The sequence below is a fragment of the Pedobacter sp. PACM 27299 genome (genome assembly GCF_001412655.1).
Taxonomy (GTDB): Bacteria; Bacteroidota; Bacteroidia; order Sphingobacteriales; family Sphingobacteriaceae; genus Pedobacter.
In genome coordinates this window covers 2,691,739-2,714,539 of the sequence record NZ_CP012996.1, presented here as the reverse complement: position 1 = coordinate 2,714,539, position 22,801 = coordinate 2,691,739, and the positions used below count along the sequence as shown (strand labels likewise).

Sequence of the window (22,801 nt, the reverse complement as noted above, 5' to 3'; positions counted from 1 at the left end):
CTAAATAGATGCAATATTTGCCATCAATTAGAATTAATCTAAATAAAAACATGAATATACTTCGACTATTTAATTTAATATTCCTGCTCTCCTTATGCTCCATTGCAGGCAATGCCCAGCAAAAGAATAGCATTAAAGGGAAAATACTAACCGCTGATGGACAAGCCGCTGCTTACGTGAGTGTAGGCTTGAAGGGCAAAGGAATTGCAGTGACTACAGACGATAAAGGAGAATATAGCTTCGTAAAAATTAAAGATGGCCATTATATCATACGCGTTTCCGCGATAGGCTTAAAAAGTGCAGAAAAGACAGCAACTGTATCTGGAGATCAAACGATCTATATCAATTTCAGTTTATCAGAAAGTGCCGATGAATTAAAAGAGGTAGTCGTTTCTGGTAATAAAAGAAAATATAAAGTGGATGCTCCCTCCTCCTCATTGAGGTTGGATGAACCACTATTAGAGGTACCACAAAACATTCAAATCATTACTTCTTCCACTCTTGCCGACCAGCAGATTACCAGTATGAGTGATGGTGTGATCAGAAATGTTAGTGGGGTTACCAGATTAGAGCATTGGGGTGATCTATACACCCGCGTAAACACCCGTGGAGCAAGAGCAGCCGCTTTTAGAAATGGGATAAATTTAACCTCTGATTGGGGCCCGCTTACTGAAGACATGAGTTTTGTAGACCACATCGAATTTGTGAAAGGCCCATCTGGCTTTATGATGTCTAACGGTGAACCAAGTGGTATTTACAACGTGGTGACTAAAAAACCTACTGGAAGAGACTTTAATGGTGAAGCTTCTTTTACTTTAGGCAGCTATGATATGTACCGCAGCACGCTTGATCTGGATGGAAAACTGAACAAATCCGGAAAATTATCCTACCGCCTAAACTTAATGGGCCAAAGCAAAAACTCACACCGTGCTTATGAATATAACGACCGATATAGCATTGCTCCTGTGATTAGCTACCAGGTTGATGATCAAACCCTGATCACTGCGGAATATAATTATCAGCATGTGAAACTATCAGATCTAGGCTCAGCTTATGTTTTCGCTCCAGATGGCTATGCGACATTACCTAGAAATTTCACCATGTCTGAACCTGGTTTAGAACCTAACCTTGCGAAAGAGCATAGCCTGTTCTTAAACATGCAGCACCATTTTAATGCAAACTGGAAACTTACCGCGCAATTAGCGTATGTAAATTTCAGTCAGCAATCAAGTGATATATGGCCCGCATCTGTAGCTGCGAATGGCGATATCATTCGTGACCTTTACCTATTTGATGCCGCATTGAACTATAAATTCGGTCAGGTATTTTTAAATGGACAAGCAACCACCGGAAGCATCAGTCACCGTATTTTAGTAGGCCTGGATGTAGGTGATAAAGAGCGTTATTATGATTTTGGACAATCAGCTAAACTTGACAATGCTGCTAAACCGTTTAACATTTACAATCCAGTATATGGTGCTCCTGCAAATGGGATTCCTCAATTTGACCGCAGTAAGAGCTTATACCAAAGAGCTGCAAATAGCCGTGTAAATCAATCTTATACTGGCCTATACCTGCAGGACGAGCTTGGTTTTCTGGAAAACAAAATCCGCTTAACACTGGCCGGAAGATTCACCTACGTGAAACAATCTGAATATGGCGTAAACACAGAAGACAAAAGATTTACACCTAGAGTAGGTTTAAGTGTATCCATTGATAAAGAAACCTCTGTTTATGGGTTATTTGACCAGACTTTTATTCCGCAGACAGGTGCAATTAAAAGCGGAGCACAACCAAAACCGATCACCGGAAACAACATCGAATTTGGAATCAAGAAAGATTGGTTTGATGGCCGCTGGAACACGACCATTGCCGCTTATCGCATCCTTAAAAATAATGAATTGTCGCCAGACCCAACCAGTACACCTGCCTCCCCATACTCTTTACAATTGGGACAAAGCAGAACAAAAGGGATCGAATTTGACCTTCGTGGGGAGATCTTACCTGGATTAAACCTGATCGCCAACTATGCACTTACAGATTCCAGAGTAAGTAAGGCTACAGAAGTTTATGGGGAAATTATTGCTGTTGGAACTAAAATCGCAGGCTATGCCAAACATAATGCAAATGCCTGGCTGAGCTATAAAATTCAAGATGGCGACTTAAAAGGTGTTGGCGTAAGTGGTGGTTTCAGCTATCTGGCCGACCGCAGTTCATGGTCATGGGGAGGTGCAGGAACTCAGGAAATGCCTAGCTACTTTAAATTAGACGGCGGTGTATTTTGGGAAAAAGATAAAATCCGCTTAACAGGAAATGTATTCAACATCCTGGACAAATACCTATATAGCGGCGCTTCTTATGGCGATTATTACTACTGGCAAACTGAAGCACCAAGAAATTACAGACTGAGCATTGCTTACAAATTTTAATAAAATCAGTGTTGAACAATAAAAAAAAGACGTTCAAATATTGGACAGGACAATTGCACTTATGGCTCGGATTAACATCCGGGCTATTTGTGTGTTTCTTAGGGATTACCGGATGTATATTAGCCTTTGAACGTGAGATTGAAGACATTACACAGCCCTATCGGTTCACAAAAGTAGAGCAGCGTGCTTTGATGGCCCCCTCCTTACTTAAAAAAATTGCAGATGAAGCCTTGCCTGGTAAACATGCCCATAGTGTGGGTTATCAGCCAGGAAAATCTTCACAGGTGGTTTATTTTGCAGAAAGCCCATCTTATTATTGGATTGTATTTTTAAACCCTTACACCGCTGAGGTATTAAAGGTTAAAAATATGGAGGATGACTTTTTCAGGATCATGATCATGGGTCATTATTACCTCTGGCTTCCAGCACATATTGGTCAGCCGATCCTCGCCTCAGCCACCTTAATGTTTCTGTTTTTACTGATTTCAGGTCTGGTATTGTGGTGGCCGAAAAACAAAGCGGCGAGTAAGAAAAGATTCAGTATTAAATGGAATGCAAAATGGAAACGCGTCAACTACGACTTACATAATGTCATGGGCTTTTACATGACCTGGATCCTGATTTTTATAGCCATATCTGGCCTCGTAATGGGCTTTCAATGGTTTGCAAAATCGGTGTATTGGATTTCCTCGGGCGGAGACCAGATGAAACAGTTTGCGGAAAGTTACTCGGATACGACACAGGTAAATAGCTTTAAAGGGACACAGCCGGCAATGGACATTTTATGGGCAAAGACTTTAAAAGGCTTACCAGGTTACACTGGAGGACTGGAAGTACATGTTCCTGAAAATGCGAAGTCGGCCATAGAAGTCGCGATAAATCCAGATACGGACACGTATTGGAAAGCCGATTACCTTTACTACGATCAATATACGTTGATGGAAATGGAAGTAACACATAGTTTCGGAAAACTAAAAAATGCAAGTGTTGCTGATAAAATAACCAGAATGAACTACGACATCCATATTGGTGCGATAGCTGGCCTACCCGGTAAAATATTGGCCTTTCTAGCGAGTTTAATTGCGGCAAGTTTGCCTATTACAGGATTCCTGATCTGGCGTGGCCGTAAAAAGAAAAAAACCAGTCAAGCGTAAAAACTTATGAGCAATATTGGATGTTTTATAGCTATTATCTTTTATTAATTTTTAAATGAACACAGCTATGATCATCCAATATCTTAAATTGAATTTGAAAACGAAGTAAACAGTACACGTAAATTACTCCATGCGATTCCAGAAAAAGACCTTGGGTATAAACCTGCTGACATCTCCTGGACGATGGGCGAACTCGCTCAGCATATTGCCACCATTTATTACTGGTATGTAGGTGCATTAACAGAAGAGGTATATGACATGGCGAAAGCGACACTGGAGCGTGGAGATACCAATGATATTAATGCAATACTGGCACTTTTTGAACGCAATGTTGAAAAGGCCAGAGCGGCATTAGCCACGCTTACAGAACAAAAATTACAAGACAGCTGGACGATGAAAGTCGGTGAACGCACCATTCTTGGTCCAATGCCAAGAGGCATTGTAACTCGTGGATTTCTGTTCAATCATATTTACCACCACCGGGGTGAGCTGATCGTTTACCTGCGTGCAACTGGAAATAAAGTACCCAGTATTTATGGGCCTACCTATGAAGATAGCAGGAGCAGCTAAACTGGACGCAATGTCTTCTTCCGTTCCACAGTTATTTCTGAGCCCTCTATCAGCATGACTGATGCTGGGCTCTTCTCATTCAGAAACTTAAAATTCTCTCCGTAATTAAGTTCAAAGTCGACCACAATATTAAAACTGTTTACTTTATATTCCATCCACCGAGGATGCCTGACCTCATACTCATTCGTTACTGTATCCGTATACCTGGCATAACCCCAATAATGTTCTGTAATGAATTCAGCCTCAGTTCCCGCTTCAATTTCCGACAATGCCAGGGCAGCTTTCACTCCAAATGATTGCCATATATCATGATACTTCCACTGATATTCCACGCTAAGTTCTTGCTCAGTTTCAGAGAAACGATGTTTCATAGGCATGGACTCATAGTTTTCTTTATAAACTGTATTCGCAATGAATGCCAGTGCAAATTTTGGTACGATTTCTTTTATAAAACACACCCCTCTTTTCCAAACCCCTCCCTCCTGATACTTTACATAAAACCGCAAGTTCAGCTCTTCAAAATTAGCATAAAAAGGAACGCGAACTCCTAATAATCTCGTTTCTTTAAATAGAAAACCGACTAAACTCACATAGCAGTTTCCATTAAATAAATCGATCTCTGTTCCTGCTGGCAAATAAGGATAAAGGAGTTCCTTATCTACGACATAATTTGCCATAGCTAGTTTTCTCCATTCGGCTGTTAAAAAACTCATCCAGCAATTTACATAAAAACACCGGAGTCAATGCCCATTTAAATTGCTATAGTCCCAGTTGTTTCTTGATACTTTATGTATAAACACAAATCTCTTCAGTTTATTCAGGATCTGGTTTTCTATAAAGAAAATTTTCATTTGTTGTAAAGCTCAACTTACCGCTGAATGCTTTTATTTATAAATTTCTTAGATTAGAATAAAAAAACATGAAACTATTCATCACACTATTACTTTGCGGATTCGGATTGATCAGCAATGCGCAGACTTCTAAAGAACTGATTGGAAAATGGAAATTGGTAAAAGAGACTAAAGATGGTGTTGTAACCACACCAACGGACGTTTATCAGGTATTTATGGAGGATGGCATATTTCAAGGAATCAATGGCAGCAATTCCCGAAAAGGCAAATGGAAACTTTCGGACGATAATAAGGAGCTGACCATTAAGATCAGTATCATTTCTATTAAGTTCTCAGTAGATTATTTTGATGCAAAAAAGAGGACCATCAGCAGTGATAAAACAGGGAAATTAGAATATGTGAAAGTTGAATAATATGATCTGGATCAGCTAAATGAAAATGTCAAAATTACCAGCTGCTAAAACCTGCCGAAGATCAGTATAATCGATGTTTTCGCGCATTTTTTTGATCGGTATTCCAGGATAGATTTGTCCTAAATAAATATCAAAATTATGAAAAGGTTAAGTATACTTATGGTCCTGTTAATGACCGGATTTTACGGATTTTCACAAAGCAGCCAGCCTGCTGAAAAATGGAGGATTAGATTGAGAGGTGTGGCGGTAATGCCTCAGGAAAGTGCAGAAATCGGCGTAATTGGCGGCGATGCAAAGATTTCCAATTCTTTCATTCCTGAGCTGGATTTCACTTATTTCTTTAACAAAAATTTCGCGGCAGAGCTGATTCTGGGTACCACCAGACATAAAGTAAACACGGTAGGTTCCGACCTTAGTGCGATCGGTGCCTCCAAGTCAGCAGATGTAAATCTGGGAAAAGTATGGTTACTTCCTCCTACCCTGACCTTACAATATCATTACCCTGTTGGAAAGTTTAACCCATATCTTGGAGCTGGTATCAATTATACCATCTTTTATAGTGCAGATGCGGGGCCAACCGTAAAAGACATCAAATACAAAGATAAATTTGCCTTTGCAGCTCAAGCTGGTTTTGACTACGACATCAGTGATAAATTCTTTATTAATGTGGATTTGAAGAAGATTTTCCTTTCTACCACAGCAATTGTTGATGCTTCAAACCTGACACCAGCAGCAAGTCCGCAGCTGGCACCAGTACTCGGCAGCATCAATGCAGATGTGAAAATAAAATCGTGGTTATTAGGCGTAGGTTTAGGCTATAAGTTCTAATCTACACCAGGTTTAATCTAGGAAGCTAAATGTTTAATGCCCATCAATAGAAATGATGGGCATTAAACATTAGACCATTCTGCTCATCTCAAACTGTGCGATATGTTCGCAAAGCCCCTGAGCTTTTAAGAATTCCAAAGTAGAAGCCGCATTATGGTCTACATTGAAGACAAAAACTTCTTGCTGATCAACTACCTCATTGATATGAGCAAACAGCTCCGTACCAATTCCCTTATTTCGGTAATTTTTAGCAACGGCAAGCTGATTTATTTTTCTTGATGTCGGATTATAGACGGCATAACCGACCAATAAATCATCGCGATAAGCAGCCACAAACTGACAATTTTCTTTGCTATTTTCCAAGGACTGAACGGCATTCTGCCAGGAGGGTTTTGTATCCCAGAAAGACATCAACTCCTTCCATTCCACCGGATCAATTTCTTTCAATATGCTGACCGGACTGTTATTGTTGACCTGAATTTTTCCTCTATAACAATCTAGCGTTCTATGCACAGTATATCCCATTTTCTCATACGCTTTTATTGCAGGATGATTTCCAGTGATCACTTCCAATACCATATTCTTTACCTCTAGCTTTTTTAATTCCGGCAGCAGATGTTCATACATTTTTCGGACCAATCCTCTCCCTCTATGGCTTGGAATTACGCCTGTAGCACCATTGTACACTGTTAATCCTTCCTCCGTATCCCGTAATCCATGTAACATACAACCCAGCATTTCATCACCATCAAACACGCCCATAGATAATTCCATCTTGATGTCCTCTGCTTTAATCTTAGCTTTCAATATTTCTAAATTCAGCTGCAGGGGCACGATATAATCTGAAAATGATAAATTAATTACTGCCACTAATTTTTCAAGATCGATATTCTCTAAGTTTTTTACTTCCATATTCATTCACACTATAACATCATCATATTTCTTCCAGCAATCCTCTTCCAGCACACCTGCCTAAGCTACAATTTTTCAATTATAACCTGACTGGCTTTGAGTCTTGTTGCAATATTACTAGGAATATCGTTAAATTTGGAGCCCAAATGAGGCAAACGGTGCAGAAGGCCCGGAATACTTTAAATTATTACGTAGAACATCAATGGAAGAGAACGACTTTGTAGCCATCTGGCTGGAAGAAAGTGGAAACCCCGCTATAGAAGAATTAACACAGCTGAACCAGGATCTTGCCAGCAAAGCTTCAAAAATGTTAGCCGATCAGATTCTTTCAGAAAATGATCTAGCTGTGGCCTTGGATATCAATCCTGACGAAATTAAAAGATGGCTGATTGGCAGACATCCTTTTAGTCTAAAGACGATCAAAGAAATCTCTGGTACGCTAGCAGGTTATACTGCACAAAACTAGCATTGAGCTGATTTTCTGTCAACGTGTTTGCCAGAATCAGTTTCTTTATTGTTCCAAATATGCTAAGGCAAATTGCAGCCAATCCTGGACGCTTTTGTCCAGGAAAATGTCTGGTTGAATGCCAATATTATCAATTGGATAATCCGGCAGCCTTAAAGAACGGTAGGTTGGCAATTGCAGTAGATATTCAGGACAGCCAAAATTGAACATCCGTGCTGCTGCATAATCCAATCCTCCGGAACTGACCGTACCTGCTACCTTCAGCTTTTTACTTTGTTTCGCCATCATAGTGAAGCTTTCGGCAGCACTTCCAACTCTTTTATCGATCAGGATCAACACCTGCGCAGGGCTCTTTTCAGAGGGCACAACTTGTTGCATGGAGAAAGTGCTGTCTTTAAGATTTACAAATTTTCCCATATTTTCCTCAAAAAGACTGATCCATCTCCCTACCCGCTCCATTTCTCTTTGTCGCTCCTTATTTTCAGGCAAGTTTTTTAGATAACCTTTAAGTCCATCTACTAAAGTTGGTGTGGCCAGGTATTCTACCCCCATGTTTCTGATGGAATTGGTCATGATATAAGGCAATAATAGCTGATAAGCGTTATCTGTCCCCCCAGAATTACCCCTGAGATCGATGATTAAATTCTTACAAGTTTCAATTTGGGAACGGTTGTTTTTTACCAGGTCTTCAATGATTTCAACGAAAGGATAATCAAAAGATGGCAATGTGAGCAGCATGGTTTTATCGCTCAACTTTTTTGCCCCAAATCCATAGTATTCCCCAACTTTTCTTTTTACCTCTTCCTGTGTCAAATTTGATGCTGGTGATTCTTTTATAAAAACAGCTCTTACCTCCTTAAAATAGACAATACTTTGGTTGTAAATTTCATAAGTTCCGGTCTTCATCTTCTTATCGAAAGTGTAAAATTCGAACTTCCCATCAGGATAAAGCCTAAATTTCGTTTCTTTAGGTTTCCAAAAAGCAGAGCTGGAACTCATGACAAATCCGATCCATACCCCAGCCTTATTTTTGGTAATTCCAATTTCATAGAGCGCCCCTCCTGTCCATTCAAACTTGTTTTTCCAAATTCCGTCGACTGGATCAGCAGTCGTTTTGCTCCTTTTCCGGAATTTCTCGATATCAACATCGACCAGCGTGGTACTTACTGTTTCTTTTGAATTACTTATAGCCGTTGCTGGATTTATCCAGATATGACCATCCCGGAAGAAAGCCGTGTACTTTTTTAGCATAGCAAAGCAAGCTGATTTTTCAGTGAGATTTGCTTCGACTTTTAACTGTACTTTGAAACTTTCATATAATATCTTATCCTTCGTCTTTTCTTCAAATCCTGGATACTCAGTTTCAATTTTATGAATCAATCGTTCCAAAGTCTCCCCGCATTCGCAGGTACTTTGTGCATTAACCAGATTGGCTAGGAAAATCAGCGCTATAGACAGTATTATCTTCATCATTTACAATTTTATATCGTAAAGGAAAGTATTCCCGAAGATTAAAAATTGTATAAATCATGCAATCATTTTTTACTGTTACCAAATCTACGGGGGAAATAAGAAAATGATAACATAAAATACTGGGTTAAGGTATTCGTTCTGGTACTTGTGAGCATGGTGCCATCATTAATGATCACCATATTTTTGTTTTGCCGCAATAAATCCAGGGCTTCAAATCGCAGTTCAAAGTTCTTTTCCTCGGTAAAGCGCTGTGTTAAACCGGCATTCCAAATGGTAAAGCTGACCGCCTTACTGCTGGATGATTTATAATGATTAAAGTCAACATTGCTCGCAAAGGTCAGTCCTTTATAAAATGGAAAACTTAAGCGTCCTGTGGTCACTGAAGTAGTATTTACAAAGGCTGTCACCGCAGCCGGACTTCTGTTCTTCGCATTGGAATTACTGATTCTTTGTCCCAGGTTAATCAACAATTTGTCTTTAAATGAATAGCCGGCATCTAGATATCCGCTGGTAGAATTTTGCTGTACCAGGTTCTCAAGCCCATTGGTATAGCCAGGTCTCCTGGAAAAGTTATAGCTGACATTTAAACGTAACTGGACCTGATGAGAGGAAAATTTATAAGACCTGCTCATCTGGGAATTTAGTCCAGCACTTCTGTAGCCCATTACATTTACATATCCAATAGTTTGCCGACCTAATTCATCGTAAAAAACACTATCCGTGATATAATTATTGATCGCCTTATAGTGGGCTGATACCGTATAGTTTATCCCATCTTTTAGACTCGAAGGGACATGACTAAAATCAAAAACCAATTCATGGTGGTAGCTTTCCTTTAGTGCTGTATTACCACGATAAAAAATGTAAACATTGGAACTATCTACCAATGGCGCAAACTGCTGAATTTCTGGAACGGTGATGGAGCTGATATAGCTTAACCTGTAACTCTTACTGTAGCTCCCTGTCTGATAATCCTCATAATGGATGGATGCCAAGGGGACAAATGAACTGTAGTCGCGCTTTATATTTTGGAAAGCCTTCTCTGAGCGATGCTCTTGCCAGAGAAACTGGTTTTGAAGGTCTATGTTTAGCCTTAGATTTCTCTGGTATCGACCTGCTAAACTGCCCACATCATAACTGCGATTGATGTTCAAGCCTAATACATCAGTTGTTAAATTATATTTTGTTCGATTGCTCAAATAAGTATTGTCAGTATAGTTGTTTTGATCTGCATTTAAATCGCTGATCTGGTCAATACTTTGGTTTTGGCGAAGTTCTATTTTATTTCTTAAAGTAATACTTGGCCTCATTTTTCTCTTATCAAAAATAAAATCCTGCAAAGGCATAGAGCGCAGATTTATCATTTGATAATTGCTATTTGTATTTATAGCGTACTTACGATTAAAAGCTTTGTTTTGCGTAACATCCAAAGGCGATGTAAACTCAGTAATATTCGTTCTATCCTCATCATTTTTATGATTAGAAAAATCGAATGACAGGCTAAATATGGATGCCATATTATACTTGCCGCTGATCCCATAAAAGTTATATCGCTGGCTATTTATATTTTGGGATTCATTACTGCTTTGTTCTGTACCATCAGGCAAAAGAACAGTACTATTTGTAATGGAGTGATGGTCTGTAATGCTTTGAATGACTTTCGGCGCCAGCACCAATCCATTCTTAGAATCATTAGCTTGATAGTTCAGATTTAAATGCTGTCTAGTTACCGTATTACGATTGGAATTGGCATCAATTTTTCTGGTATCAATCCCCTGAGAGACCAATCTGTCTGTTACAATTTCCCTTTCGGTTTGATTGAAGTCTTTACTTGCGAAATAATCTCCTGTCAGCAAACGCGTTTCAAGCAGCGTCTTTTTACTCTCCATAAAATTATACTGGAACTGTGCGCCGCCCGCGTATTGACGGTTTAGCCCGGCCCTACTAAAATCAGAACTATACTCATTGCTCGTCCCCGCCCCCTTAAAGGAGGAATATTGCTGTAATCCAGATACGCTGCCAGCAACCTTATTCGTATTATTGAATGCAGTCAAAATCCCTAGCTGCAATTTTGGGGTAAAATGGCTGATGGAGGCATCCGCCCCATATCGCTGCGCTGTTCCATAGCCCGCAGACACTTTACCAAACAGCCCATTTTCCATCCCCTTTTTTAATTTGACATTCATTTGCAGGGTAGAATCCAATGGATTTTCATTATGACCATTATTGAAGACCTGTATCTTATCTACGATATTCTTTGGGAGGTTTTGCGTCGCAACTTTTATAGTACCACCAAAAAAAGGCTTGCCATTGACAGTGAGATTGTGAATAGGTTTACCATTATAAGTAATGCTGCCATCGCCCCATACCGTTAATCCGGCTAATTTCCTCAGCAGATCCTCCACTGTCGCACTTTTTTCAAGCGTATAGGCATCGGCTAAAAATTCCAGCGTATCCCTGTTCATTCTCACAGGAGGTAGTCCTATCGCCACTTCCTGCAGCATGACATCCTGGTTGCGCAGGTAGATGGTCTTAAAATCATATATTTTTTCGGCTAAGCTGATGGTAAAATATCGTCTTTGTCCTTTATAGCCCAGATAGGTAAAATCAGCATATAATGGCTTTCCTATTGGAATATTTTTAGCTACAAACTCCCCTAAGCGATTAGCCAGCTGATACATCAGCAATGAAGAATCTGCCTTGCTATAAATGGAGATGGTAGCAGATTGTAAACTAAAATTATGCAGGGAATCGCGAACTACCCCTTTGATCTGCCCGATAGCGGATGGATCTTTTTGCTGGGCATCTGCCTGCGCAGTGATCATCAATATGCAAATGAATAAAACTGCTTTGAACTTCAACCTAGAAATCACCTTTCAGCTTTAACCTAACCAGTACCGGATTACTCAAACGAGATGATTTTGCAAAGAAATCACTCAGCAATTTACTGTAAGCAGGATTTTTAGCGGACATATCCGTTTTGGATTGAAATAACTCTGCTGCGCTTAAAGTAGTATAGATATTTTGATGTGAAACTCCAACCAACCCTTCAAATAAGAATACAGGCAGGTAGGCATTTGAAGCATCACCCTGTACATGTCTCAATTCGATCGCGCTGGAAGTTTGTAAATTATACATGATCAGGTCATCATCATTCACATGATTCGCACTAAAAAAAAGCCAATTCTTTAGTTTATATAAATTTTGGAATCCATAAACTAAATCTTTGTTAGCGCTGGCCATTTGATAACGCTTTCCTTGATGAGCTTTGTTAGTCATAAAATCTGCAGGCAGTGTGTTTTTTAAAGGCAGCACAATGTTGTAAATGGCGTTAATACCCTTTTCATTGACATTGAAAACCTTATAGCTTGCTGTGTTGACGAATAAAAAAGCAGGATCCGTCACATCAATACCAGAGGGTCGATAAATGATATCATCCAGGTCCAAATTGAGAATAGCAGTATCTATTGGAAAATACTGTTTGATCATTTTCCCATCCTTATAAAAGGACAAATGAAAATTTGGGCGATCTTTTTTATTCAGGTCCCCGGATTGATAGTAGCTGCTTACTCCAGCAAAAATATTTTGGTTTATATAATAAAGGTCTCTACCTCCATGAGGTTGCTTTTTCGATCTCAAAAAGTTGCCATTCAGGTCAAAGTAAATTAAATTCAGGCCATCTATGGTAGAGAATACTTCGCTGATGATCTCATTTTTAGCTTCGTCCAGCCAAAGGTTCCGAAAACCATCTGCCGTCGTTTTCTTTCCAGGTATTTCCTTGATTTTTCGTACAAACTTCCCCTGCTTATCGAAAATAAATATTTTACCTGGTTTCTTTGTGTCAAGAATGAGGTAGTTATCCTTGGTCTCCAGCACCTTATCCACTCTGTTAACCTCGCTTTCTTTTGTATTTTCCAGTGGGATATATTCATTTTCAAGGAAAATCTCGGAAACTGTCCCACCATTCAAATTGGCAATATCAACCAACAGCTTCTTTTCCGGAATTTGCTGAGAAAAAACCGCTTGCGAAGCAATAATATTAAGGATAATAAAAAAGAAAACATTTTATTCTCCCTAAAGAAAATTTGAATCAGCACAATTAGTTTGAGGCGCATATATTATCATCAATAGAAAGCTATCGAATATAATAATATTTTACTTTAAACCCTTAAACTAAAAAGAAATACTAAAATGAACTGTTCATAATGGCCTTCATCTCAGGTCTGCCGGAATCGTCATCACCACTCTGCTCCTTTTGTTTCAATAACTCAATTTTCATCCTGGCGATCTGCTGTTTATAAGCTGGATCATTCATCGCATTGTGCAGCTCTTTTGGATCTTTTGAAAGGTCATAAAACTCCCAGGCAGCTGGACTGGATTCATTGGAAGCACCTTTCATTCCAAGGCCCTTTCCGTAGTAAAAAATGAGTTTATAACGCTGGTCTCTAATCCCAAAATGAGCGGGCCTGTCTTTACTATGTTCCCAATAACGGTAATACATAGATTTGCGCCAGTTTTTTGGAGTTTTACCTTTTAAATTATCCCTAAAGCTTTGCCCCTGGATGAAATCAGGTTTTTTTAAGCCTGCATAATCTGCAAAAAGTGCAGCAAAATCGATGTTTAGGATGATATCATTGACACGGCTGCCTCCTTTAATTTCCTTCGGATAACAAATCACAAAAGGCATCCTTGACGATTCCTCATACATCATCCGTTTATCAAAAAAGCCATGTTCCCCTAAAAAGTAACCTTGATCTGAGGTATATATCACAATGGTGTTTTCCGCCAGGCCATTACGCTTCAGGTAGTCCAGCAGCCTGCCAATATTGTCATCAATTGCGGCGGCACACCTCAGGTAATCTTTAACAAACTTCTGATAGATCTTCTTACGGGCCTGAATGCTGTCTAAACCTTCAATGGTAAAGGGCATCCCCGGATAAGTAGTCCAATATTTTTCAGGGTTTTTCTGATACTGTTCCCAGCGGCTTTCCAGGTCTTCTAGATCCTGTCCTTTAAAAGTCCGGCCATTGGTTTCTGGTCCGAAATCAAGTATAGATACCGGCTCAGGAATCGTCAGTCCTGCATACAGGTTATGGTATCTTTCCGGATATTCCCAGGGCTCATGAGTCGCTTTAAAATGTGTCATCATGAAGAACGGTTTGTTCTTATCCCGCTGATTCAGCCAATCTATGGAGTAGTCCGTCACCAGATCTGTATTGTATCCTTTATGCAGCACACCAGCAGCCTGGCCATCATCCTTCCAGTCTTTTTCTGTCTTAAACGTGGGGTTAAAATACACGCCCTGATCGTCCATCACCATGAAATGATCAAAGCCTGTGGGCTGCTTCTTTAAGTGCCATTTGCCGATTAATGCCGTTTGATAACCGTTTCCCTGTAGTACTTTAGCAATGTTTGGATGAGCTGGATCTAAAGCATCACCTAAGGTATACACGTTATTTTTCTGACTGTACTGACCAGTCATAATGGTCGCCCTGCTGGGTACACAGATAGAATTTGTACAAAAAGCGTTGTTTAAAACAGCCCCCTCAGCTGCCATCCTTTTTATATTCTTATTGACTACATAATCTTTCAATATGCCACCATAAATTCCCCAGGATTGGGAAGTATGGTCGTCGGCCATAATGAAAATAATATTAGGTTTTACCGCTGGCTTAACCCTTTGCGTTTGGGCAAATACAGTGCTAGAGGCAAGAAAAAAACTGGCAAGCAGGAAGCATTTTTTAAAGCGTTTCAACATATTGTTTTACATATTTTCTAAAGAGCTCTGGCGATTTTTCAAAGCACTGATACTAATGAAAACAAATATAATCACTGCAACTACATAACAGGCATACACTATTGATTCCGGACCATTGTTCTTTCCATTGGAGACTGCAATCGCGATTAATGCCCAAATACCAACCGACGCGTATTCTCGCATATTTCGCAGCCTCACCATCACAATATTGATCAATCCAGCTGCGACAATCATTATAATAGTCCAGCTGACTGCAGAAATCCCCCAGCCACTCCACTGGATTTTAGTCAGGTAAGCCGCTATATTCGCAATAAAAGCAACAGAAATCCATCCGGAATACAGTGCAAAAGGCCAATAAACAAAAAGGTAACTTTTAAACGGATGCGCATCTAATTCCATACGGGTATTGATGATGATCTTACACAAAGAAATCAACAATACTGCCATCAGCAGAACCGATAAGGCGGTATAATCAGATAACCAGGCCAGTACCCAAAGAGAATTCGCCAGACAAGAAAGTACAAACCACCAGCCTATTTTCAGCACGATGGAATCTTCTTCTTTCTTTTTAGAAAAGTCTCGCCATGTGTAAAATACAAAAGCGATCAAGCCAATATAAATAAGCCCCCAAATGGAAAACGCATACCCTGCAGGAGTGAAATAATTAAAATAACGATCTGATATCGTTTTCATGGTATTGCCATTCAACAATCCTGAATTAGAGAGATAGTTGACCAAAATTGTGACCAATAAAGCAATGCCATTGGCGAAAGGAAGTATTTTCTTCATATTGTTTTGTATTAAATAGCACTATTATAGCAGATGTCCGTATCTTTCAATATGACCGCTATATCTGAATAACAGCCTCAGTGTAAATTTGTTCCAAGCAATATTAGTATATTATTATACTTTTTACAGCACACAAAACTAAATTAATTTATTTATTAGTACAATTTAATACTATATTAGCTTAATTATTCGCCTACCTGATTCTAAAAATATGCATTACGATTTAATAAAGGACCTGATCAGTTTAGTTAAGATTTACGAAGAGGAGTCTGATCAGCATCCCCAGGATGTACATTCATTTGGGCAATGGCTAAATGAATATTCCAGAAAGGAAGGTTTGCTGATTCCTTCAGAACCTGAATGGGAAGGAAAATCGAAAGGTCGATCGGCTGATAGTGTCATTAATACTTCATTAGTGCACTTGTCCAGGTATGCGAAATTACAGGCAAAGGTGGCGATTGCCAACACTGCATTTTCCACTCCTGATGATTTCATTTATTTAATCAGTCTGGTTGCATTTGGGAGCATGACAAAAACCGTGCTGATAAAATTGAATGTTCATGAAAAATCTGCAGGGATACAAATCATCAACAGATTGATTAGTATGGAATTGGTAACACAAACTACGATTGACACAGACAAAAGGAATAGAATGATCCACATTACTTCAAAAGGAACTCAGCTTCTCAATGAAAGTATGGAAAATATAAGGGCCGCCACAAAGAATGTTACTGAACCATTATCTCAGGAAGAAAAAATGCAATTGATCACAATACTGACCAAGCTGGAAGATTTTCATAAGGCAAAGGCAAGAGGATAGTCATCAACTCATCAAAAGAAACCACCAGCATGTCAACTACAACAAATAAAGCTCAAACTAAAATCGCCATCATTGGTGCAGGTTTTGCCGGAATCAGTGCAGCAGCTTACCTGTCAAAACAAGGTTACCAGGTGGATGTTTATGAAAAAAACGCAGACATTGGGGGAAGGGCACGTCAGCTGATTACGGAGAACGGCTACCTGTTTGACATGGGGCCAAGCTGGTATTGGATGCCCGAAGTATTTGAAAAGTTCTTCAATGATTTCGGCTATAAAGCAGAAGATTTTTATGAGCTGCAATTGCTTGATCCTGGCTTTAGTGTAGTTTTCGGCGCTGATGACGTATTAAATATTCCGGCAAATTTCGAAGAATTGTGCGCGTTATTTGAATCCATAGAAACTGGCAGTGCTAAAAAACTAAAGGAATTTTTAGCTGAAGCCGCCTATAAATACAACATTGGAATGGGCAAACTGGTGTACAAACCCGGACTTTCCTTAATGGAATTTGCCGATGTAGACCTGATCAAAGGCTTGTTTAAACTACAGGTATTTACCTCTTTTAGTGCGCACGTTAAAAAATATTTCAAAGATCCCCGGCTCATTGCCTTAATGGAATTCCCGGTGCTGTTTCTTGGCGCAATGCCGGAAGATACTCCAGCACTATACAGTCTGATGAACTATGCAGGGCTGAAATTAGGCACCTGGTACCCAAAAGGTGGCTTTGGAAAAGTGATCAAAGCCATGAAGACCATTGCGGAGATGCAGGGTGCTAAATTTCATACCAATGCCGCCGTATCCGCAATTGATGTGGAGGAAAACCAAGTAGTCAGTTTAACTACGGAAAGCGGGACTCATCATTATGATGGCCTGATCGCTGCTGCAGACTACCATCATGTGGAAGAAAAACTGCTAAATGCTGCACAGAGAAATTATTCAGAAAAATATTGGGACAACCGAGTACTTGCGCCCTCCTGCCTCATCTTCTATTTAGGGGTAAACACTAAGGTCGCGCGCTTAAATCACCATACTTTATTCTTTGACGAGGATTTAAAAAAGCATTCACGAGAGATCTATAAACAAGCGCAATGGCCCACAAAACCATTATTCTATGTCTGCTGTCCAAGTGTCACCGATCCATCGGTAGCCCCAGCTGGTCATGAAAACTTATTTGTATTGATGCCGCTTGCCACGGATATCAAAGATCCTGAAGCCATCCGTGAACAATACTTTGATTTAATTATGGACCGCCTGGAAGCTTATACCGGAACACCAATACGCAAACACCTGGATTATAAAAAAAGCTACTGTGTCAGTGATTTTATTACCGATTACAATTCTTTTAAAGGAAATGCGTACGGCTTAGCGAACACGCTGATGCAGACTGCAAACCTGAAACCAACCCTTAAAAATAAAAAAATCAACAATCTTTTTTATGCCGGACAACTTACTGTGCCCGGACCAGGAGTTCCGCCATCGATTATTTCTGGAAACCTTGCCGCCCAACAATTGATAAAGCACCTAAACAAATAGCCATGAAAGAGATATACGATAAGCTGTCAGCAGCCTGCAGCGAAATGATCACCAAGCGTTACAGTACCAGCTTTTCTTTAGGCATCTATTTTTTAGAGGAAAAACTGCGTCATCCGATATATGCCATTTATGGTTTTGTAAGGCTGGCGGATGAAATTGTAGATAGCTTCCATGATTATGATAAGCCTATTTTACTCTCTAAATTTAAAAGAGATTGCTTTGAAGCGATTGAAGATGGAATTAGCCTAAACCCTATTCTCAACTCTTTCCAGCAAGTAGTGAACAAATATGACATTGATAAAGAGCTGATAGAATTGTTTCTTAGAAGTATGGAAATGGACCTGGAACAAGCACTTTACACCCCCGAAAAATACAATGAATACATCCTTGGATCAGCTCAGGTAGTTGGCCTAATGTGCTTACAAGTTTTTACAGAAGGTGATAAATTACAATATGAAAAACTAAAAGATTCGGCAATGCAGCTCGGTTCTGCCTTTCAAAAGGTAAATTTCCTGAGGGATATTAACGCAGATTATTATACCTTAAGCCGCAGCTATTTCCCTAATGTAAACTTATCGGCCTTCTCCAACACGGAAAAAAAGCTGATTGAAGAGGAAATAGAAGAAGAGTTCAAACGGGCATTGATTGGCATCCGACAACTACCGGCCTCCTCAAGAAACGGTGTTTACCTGGCTTATGTTTATTATAAAAAACTGTTTCAGAAGATTAAATCCAGTACTGCTGAGAAAGTGATGTCGCAAAGGATTAGAATTTCCAATGCCCATAAATTTGGATTGATGTTCGACTCCATCATCCGTTACAAAACGAATACGATATGAAGAAAATAGTCTTTTTGATGTTCATGCTGCTGTTGAGCAAAGTTTATGCAGCAGAACCAGAAATTCAGGAAGTAAAAAGTCTATTCCAGGCCTCCGCGAAAAGTAAAACCGCAGCAGATCAGCTTTTAAAGCTGCTGGCAGAGGTTACGGAGTCCTCCAGCCCGCTGTTAATTGGCTATAAAGGAGCTGCAGAAATGATGCAGGCCAAGTATGCATGGAGTCCGATCAGTAAAGTTAAGCGTTTTAACAACGGGAAACACCTGATAGAAACAGCGGTCAAAAAAGCACCGGATCATTTGGAAATAAGATTCTTAAGACTGGCCATTCAAACGAATCTGCCCGCTTTTCTGAACTACAACGACGACATCCAAAATGATAAGAAGTTTGTGCTGGCTAATTTAAAAAACAGCAAAGACAAAACACTAAAGCAAAACATAGTAAAATACTTGTCGACTTCTAAGTATTGTACTGCAGAAGAAAAGAAAGAATTAAATTTGGAACTATTAAAGCATAACCATGGATAACTGGATGATTTATTTATTGATTACCATAGGTACTTTTATCTTCATGGAAGGAGTGGCATGGTTTACACACAAATATGTCATGCACGGACTATTGTGGGTATTGCATAAAGACCACCATCAGAAAAAACCACATTTCTTTGAAAAGAACGACGCCTTTTTCATAATATTTGCTACACCTAGTATTTTATTGTTCTTTTTCGGTGCGGAAAAGGGGTTCAACTGGTTGTTTTATATAGGATTAGGAATTTTACTTTATGGTATCGCCTATTTCATGATCCATGATGTGGTGATCCATCAACGTTTCAAGTGGTTTTCAAGGAGCGATAACAAGTATATAAAAACGATCAAAAGAGCCCATAAAATGCACCATAAGCACCTGGACAGGCATCATGGAGAATCCTTTGGCATGTTGTTCGCAGCAAGAAAATATTGGCAGCACTCTCAAAAGAACAAACATGGAGCACTTTGATTACATCATCGCCGGAGGCGGATGTGCTGGACGAAGCCTTGCAGTACGGATACTCCCCTATATCCAGGCCAGCAATAAACGCGTACTGCTCGTAGACTATGAGGAGAAAAAATCCAACGACAGAACCTGGTGTTTTTGGGAAGAACATCCGGATGTATTTGAACCTGCCGTATATCGGAAATGGGACCGCTTATCATTTGCCAGCAAATTCCTTCATCAAGAATTAGACATCAAGCCCTATCAATATAAAATGATCCGTGGACTGGATTTCTATGCACATACGGATCAATTATTAGCAGATCAGCCGCAGTTGATCCGCTTACAAGGAAAGGTAGAAAAGCAGTACACGGAAAAAGATCAGGCTTATGTAGTGATTGATGGGAAGACTTTCAGCGCTGATTATGTGTTCAGCAGTATTCCCCAGGTCCAGGAGAAAAAACCTGATCGTTACCAATATTTCCTGCAGCATTTTGAAGGCTGGCTGATAGAAACTGAAGGCAATACCTTTGACCAGGAATGTGCGACATTGATGGACTTTAACACCTCACAGCAAGCAGGCACCTCATTTGTTTATGTATTGCCGCTCAGCTCAAATCGCGCTTTAGTGGAATACACGATCTTTTCTAAGCAAGAATTAGCTCCAGAAGATTATAGCGCCGCATTGCAGCAATACATCCAAGAGCAGCTAAAATGCATGCAATATACCATCATAGAAAAGGAACATGGTGTAATTCCAATGACTGATCATCCCATCAAAAGGCAGCAGGAGCGTATTATTTATCTAGGTACTGCAGGAGGATTTACAAAAGGCTCTACCGGTTATACCTTTAGATTTATCCAGAAACATACCGCAGCAATTGTGAAACAATTGATGGAGTCCGGGCATCCCAATCTTCCAGCAATTTCATCACCAAGGTTTGCCCTCTATGATGCCACGCTTTTACATTTGCTCGATTCTGAACGCATTTCAGGTGAGGAGATCTTCTCCAGGATGTTCGAGAAAAACAGCGCCAGGAAAATCCTGAAATTCCTGGACAATGAATCTACTCTTTTAGAAGAAGTACAGATTTTCAGTACGCTGCAGAAAACAGAGTTTGCAATGGCTTTATTGAACCGTACTATAAAAATAATGAGCAACAGTTAGCCCATCTATCGTATGGCCATTAGATAACTCTTATATTCGGTTTTCATGCAATGTCCGCAGGGTCGAAAACCATGCTTAACTGCTGCTTCCTGAGAACTAAAGAAAACCCTGTTCTCTTTTTTCATTCGCTTACCAGATTTACACATTAACGTTCCGTATATTTTCAGTTTGCTGTTTCCAGCGAAACAAACCTCTTTTTGTCGTAATTTCCTTCTTAAATCAGGGTCATTAACCTCAGTATGTCTGATCATCTTTTAACTCAAAGCATCGTGAAAAATGATACCCAGCGTATGGCGTGCTCCCGTATGAACTTCACTTACTCCGTGTTTCATATTGACGCGATAATACCCTTTGCTCCCACGTACTGGTCTGAAGTTCGTGGTAAAGATCAACAGATCCCCTTTTTTGGGTTGTAGTACAATCGCTTTTGATTGTGCTCTAGGTATTTGTTCTGTTAACACAGACTCGCCGCCAGTAAAATCCTGTGCTGGTTCATTTAAAAACATCACACATTGGATTGGAAAATAGACCTCCCCATACAAATCCTGATGCAAAGTATTGAATCCACCTGGACCATATTTTAAAATCAGTACTGTTGCTTTGGTTTGATTATTTTCGTTGCACTGCTGTATCAGCTCCTGATGTTCGGCTGGAAAAACTGTCGCAATATTCAGCACTTTCATCCAGGCATTTGCAATGACTGCCAGCTTTGGATATAGCGCTGTTCTCATGTGCTGGATAAGGTCAGGTAATGGATAATTGAAATATTTATACTCACCAAGGCCAAAACGATAGCGTTCCATCAGCACTGTTTTTCGGTAAGCATCCGGCTGATGATAACCATCGATCAATTCCCCGCATTGTTCGGCGGAAAGGAATGCAGGAACCAGCGCAAATCCTTTTTCATGCATTTCCTCCGTTACGGTAGGCCAATCTACCGGATTCCTCACTATGGTTTCTTTATTTTGCAGCTTTTCCATTTCCTTTGTTTTTTAAATTCAAAACAAAGGTCAGATAAACCTGATTTTCATAAAACCCGAAACTTGCTAAGCAGCATTATTTTTGATGACTTTCCTGATATTTTTCAAAAGCATCTTTGCTCACCTTATCTCCAAGCAGGTAATAGCTTTCAAAAAGGACAGTTCCATCAGGTTTGTACATATAAGAAACACCGTGTCTTTTGCCATTTTCGTAGGTAGAAGCCATGCTCTTTTTACCAGAAAGGTAGGTGCTCGACAAACCGTGCTGTAAGTCGTCTTTGTAATTATTTTCTGTGATGATCTGGCCATTCTGGTACACCCGATAAAGGCCATTCCTTTTGTCATTCTCATAATTGGCTTCGGTACTCAGCTGATCACCAGAATAGGTTAAAGACTGACCGTCTTTTTTACCCGCCTTATAGCTTGATTTATTAATGACTTTACCGCTTCTGTACATTTCGCTGATGCCATCCTGCTTGCCATCTTTATATTCCTGACGCAGCCAAACCTGATCATCATTGTCGTAATTTTCCTTTAAACCATTACGTACGCCATCTTTAAAATGCAGTTTACACTCCATCCTTCCACCCTGCGTATACCAAAAAGCTTCGCCTGTAATCTTCCCTTTTTTAATCGTATACAAAGCAAAACCTCCTTCATCTGAAGGGATCTTATACTGGCCTTCCAATAGTTTATTATTCAGGGAAAGCACCATTTCAGTACTATCCTGGTTATAGGTCTTCAGCAAATGTTTCCAGCTGATTTCTTCCGGCAGCTGCGCGAAAAGATTTGTACTTAGCAAAAGAAAAGAGCAGCTGAGCTTTAGCGCAAGATTTTGAGGGAGGTTCATGGT

General features: G+C 39.8%; 22 protein-coding genes. 12 read left to right on the top strand and 10 right to left on the bottom strand.

The annotated features are described in order from the left end of the window. Positions 1–50 precede the first annotated feature (50 nt). From AQ505_RS11415 to AQ505_RS11405, 3 genes are all read left to right on the top strand, one after another. Positions 51–2,429, top strand: a complete 2,379-nt coding sequence (locus tag AQ505_RS11415) for a TonB-dependent siderophore receptor (protein ID WP_062548298.1) — start codon at positions 51–53, stop codon at positions 2,427–2,429. A gap of 11 nt (positions 2,430–2,440) precedes the next feature. Then, positions 2,441–3,583 (top strand): PepSY-associated TM helix domain-containing protein, encoded by a 1,143-nt coding sequence (locus AQ505_RS11410; RefSeq protein WP_062550982.1) that lies wholly within the window; start codon positions 2,441–2,443, stop codon positions 3,581–3,583. Between the two features lie 87 nt (positions 3,584–3,670). After that, positions 3,671–4,153 carry a DinB family protein gene (locus AQ505_RS11405; protein WP_335338005.1) on the top strand — a complete coding sequence of 161 codons (483 nt, stop codon included), beginning with the start codon at positions 3,671–3,673 and terminating at the stop codon, positions 4,151–4,153. Here the strand turns inward: AQ505_RS11405 and AQ505_RS11400 are convergent. Next, entirely contained in the window at positions 4,150–4,866 is a 717-nt protein-coding gene (locus AQ505_RS11400; protein WP_062548297.1) for a YqjF family protein, read from the bottom strand. The two genes, AQ505_RS11405 and AQ505_RS11400, sit on opposite strands and share 4 nt — an antisense overlap. A 206-nt stretch (positions 4,867–5,072) precedes the next feature. Here AQ505_RS11400 and AQ505_RS11395 point away from each other — a divergent pair, with 206 nt between their 5' ends. Next, positions 5,073–5,417 (top strand): lipocalin-like domain-containing protein, encoded by a 345-nt coding sequence (locus tag AQ505_RS11395; RefSeq protein WP_062548296.1) that lies wholly within the window; start codon positions 5,073–5,075, stop codon positions 5,415–5,417. A gap of 138 nt (positions 5,418–5,555) precedes the next feature. Then, a complete protein-coding gene (locus tag AQ505_RS11390) occupies positions 5,556–6,245 on the top strand; it encodes an OmpW/AlkL family protein (RefSeq protein WP_062548295.1) in 690 nt (229 codons plus the stop codon). A gap of 69 nt (positions 6,246–6,314) precedes the next feature. Here the strand turns inward: AQ505_RS11390 and AQ505_RS11385 are convergent, their stop codons facing one another. Beyond that, positions 6,315–7,157: a GNAT family N-acetyltransferase gene (locus AQ505_RS11385; protein ID WP_197286358.1), complete on the bottom strand. Its 843-nt coding sequence runs from the start codon at positions 7,155–7,157 to the stop codon at positions 6,315–6,317. A 202-nt stretch (positions 7,158–7,359) separates the two neighbouring features. On the opposite strand from AQ505_RS11385, the gene AQ505_RS11380 reads away from it, so the two are divergent. Beyond that, positions 7,360–7,623: a hypothetical protein gene (locus AQ505_RS11380; protein ID WP_062548293.1), complete on the top strand. Its 264-nt coding sequence runs from the start codon at positions 7,360–7,362 to the stop codon at positions 7,621–7,623. Positions 7,624–7,668: 45 nt separating this feature from the next. Here AQ505_RS11380 and AQ505_RS26635 read toward each other — a convergent pair whose 3' ends face one another. The 5 genes from AQ505_RS26635 to AQ505_RS11355 form a co-directional block, all read right to left on the bottom strand. Next, the gene (locus AQ505_RS26635) at positions 7,669–9,096 is read right to left on the bottom strand and encodes a S41 family peptidase (RefSeq protein ID WP_197286357.1); all 1,428 of its coding nucleotides are present in this window, start codon (positions 9,094–9,096) and stop codon (positions 7,669–7,671) included. A 62-nt stretch (positions 9,097–9,158) separates the two neighbouring features. Then, positions 9,159–11,921, bottom strand: a complete 2,763-nt coding sequence (locus tag AQ505_RS11370; RefSeq protein ID WP_062548292.1) for a hypothetical protein — start codon at positions 11,919–11,921, stop codon at positions 9,159–9,161. A gap of 37 nt (positions 11,922–11,958) precedes the next feature. Then, on the bottom strand, positions 11,959–13,065 hold the full coding sequence (locus AQ505_RS11365) for a 6-bladed beta-propeller (protein ID WP_197286356.1): 1,107 nt from the start codon (positions 13,063–13,065) through the stop codon (positions 11,959–11,961). 217 nt (positions 13,066–13,282) lie between these two features. Then, complete coding sequence (locus AQ505_RS11360; protein ID WP_062548290.1) at positions 13,283–14,854, bottom strand: sulfatase family protein; 1,572 nt, start codon at positions 14,852–14,854, stop codon at positions 13,283–13,285. Between the two features lie 6 nt (positions 14,855–14,860). After that, positions 14,861–15,643 carry a hypothetical protein gene (locus tag AQ505_RS11355; protein WP_062548289.1) on the bottom strand — a complete coding sequence of 261 codons (783 nt, stop codon included), beginning with the start codon at positions 15,641–15,643 and terminating at the stop codon, positions 14,861–14,863. Positions 15,644–15,854: 211 nt separating this feature from the next. On the opposite strand from AQ505_RS11355, the gene AQ505_RS11350 reads away from it, so the two are divergent. The 6 genes from AQ505_RS11350 to AQ505_RS11325 are packed head-to-tail and all read left to right on the top strand — an operon-like array spanning position 15,855 to position 20,968. Continuing rightward, complete coding sequence (locus AQ505_RS11350; protein WP_062548288.1) at positions 15,855–16,463, top strand: MarR family winged helix-turn-helix transcriptional regulator; 609 nt, start codon at positions 15,855–15,857, stop codon at positions 16,461–16,463. A gap of 29 nt (positions 16,464–16,492) precedes the next feature. Beyond that, a complete protein-coding gene (locus AQ505_RS11345) occupies positions 16,493–17,992 on the top strand; it encodes a phytoene desaturase family protein (RefSeq protein ID WP_062548287.1) in 1,500 nt (499 codons plus the stop codon). Between the two features lie 2 nt (positions 17,993–17,994). Then, positions 17,995–18,831 (top strand): phytoene/squalene synthase family protein, encoded by an 837-nt coding sequence (locus AQ505_RS11340; RefSeq protein WP_062548286.1) that lies wholly within the window; start codon positions 17,995–17,997, stop codon positions 18,829–18,831. Beyond that, positions 18,828–19,355 (top strand): hypothetical protein, encoded by a 528-nt coding sequence (locus tag AQ505_RS11335; protein ID WP_157262311.1) that lies wholly within the window; start codon positions 18,828–18,830, stop codon positions 19,353–19,355. The genes AQ505_RS11340 and AQ505_RS11335 overlap by 4 nt, the downstream gene beginning before the upstream one ends. Beyond that, complete coding sequence (locus AQ505_RS11330; protein ID WP_062548284.1) at positions 19,348–19,824, top strand: sterol desaturase family protein; 477 nt, start codon at positions 19,348–19,350, stop codon at positions 19,822–19,824. The genes AQ505_RS11335 and AQ505_RS11330 overlap by 8 nt, the downstream gene beginning before the upstream one ends. Beyond that, the gene (locus tag AQ505_RS11325) at positions 19,811–20,968 is read left to right on the top strand and encodes a lycopene cyclase family protein (RefSeq protein WP_062548283.1); all 1,158 of its coding nucleotides are present in this window, start codon (positions 19,811–19,813) and stop codon (positions 20,966–20,968) included. The genes AQ505_RS11330 and AQ505_RS11325 overlap by 14 nt, the downstream gene beginning before the upstream one ends. A 5-nt stretch (positions 20,969–20,973) precedes the next feature. Here the strand turns inward: AQ505_RS11325 and AQ505_RS27230 are convergent, their stop codons facing one another. The 3 genes from AQ505_RS27230 to AQ505_RS11310 form a co-directional block, all read right to left on the bottom strand. Then, positions 20,974–21,114, bottom strand: coding sequence for an Ada metal-binding domain-containing protein (locus AQ505_RS27230; RefSeq protein WP_335338004.1), 141 nt, complete (start codon positions 21,112–21,114; stop codon positions 20,974–20,976). 108 nt (positions 21,115–21,222) lie between these two features. Then, positions 21,223–21,948 (bottom strand): 2OG-Fe(II) oxygenase, encoded by a 726-nt coding sequence (locus AQ505_RS11315; RefSeq protein ID WP_062548281.1) that lies wholly within the window; start codon positions 21,946–21,948, stop codon positions 21,223–21,225. A gap of 76 nt (positions 21,949–22,024) precedes the next feature. Beyond that, a complete protein-coding gene (locus AQ505_RS11310; RefSeq protein WP_062548280.1) occupies positions 22,025–22,798 on the bottom strand; it encodes a toxin-antitoxin system YwqK family antitoxin in 774 nt (257 codons plus the stop codon). Positions 22,799–22,801 lie beyond the last annotated feature (3 nt).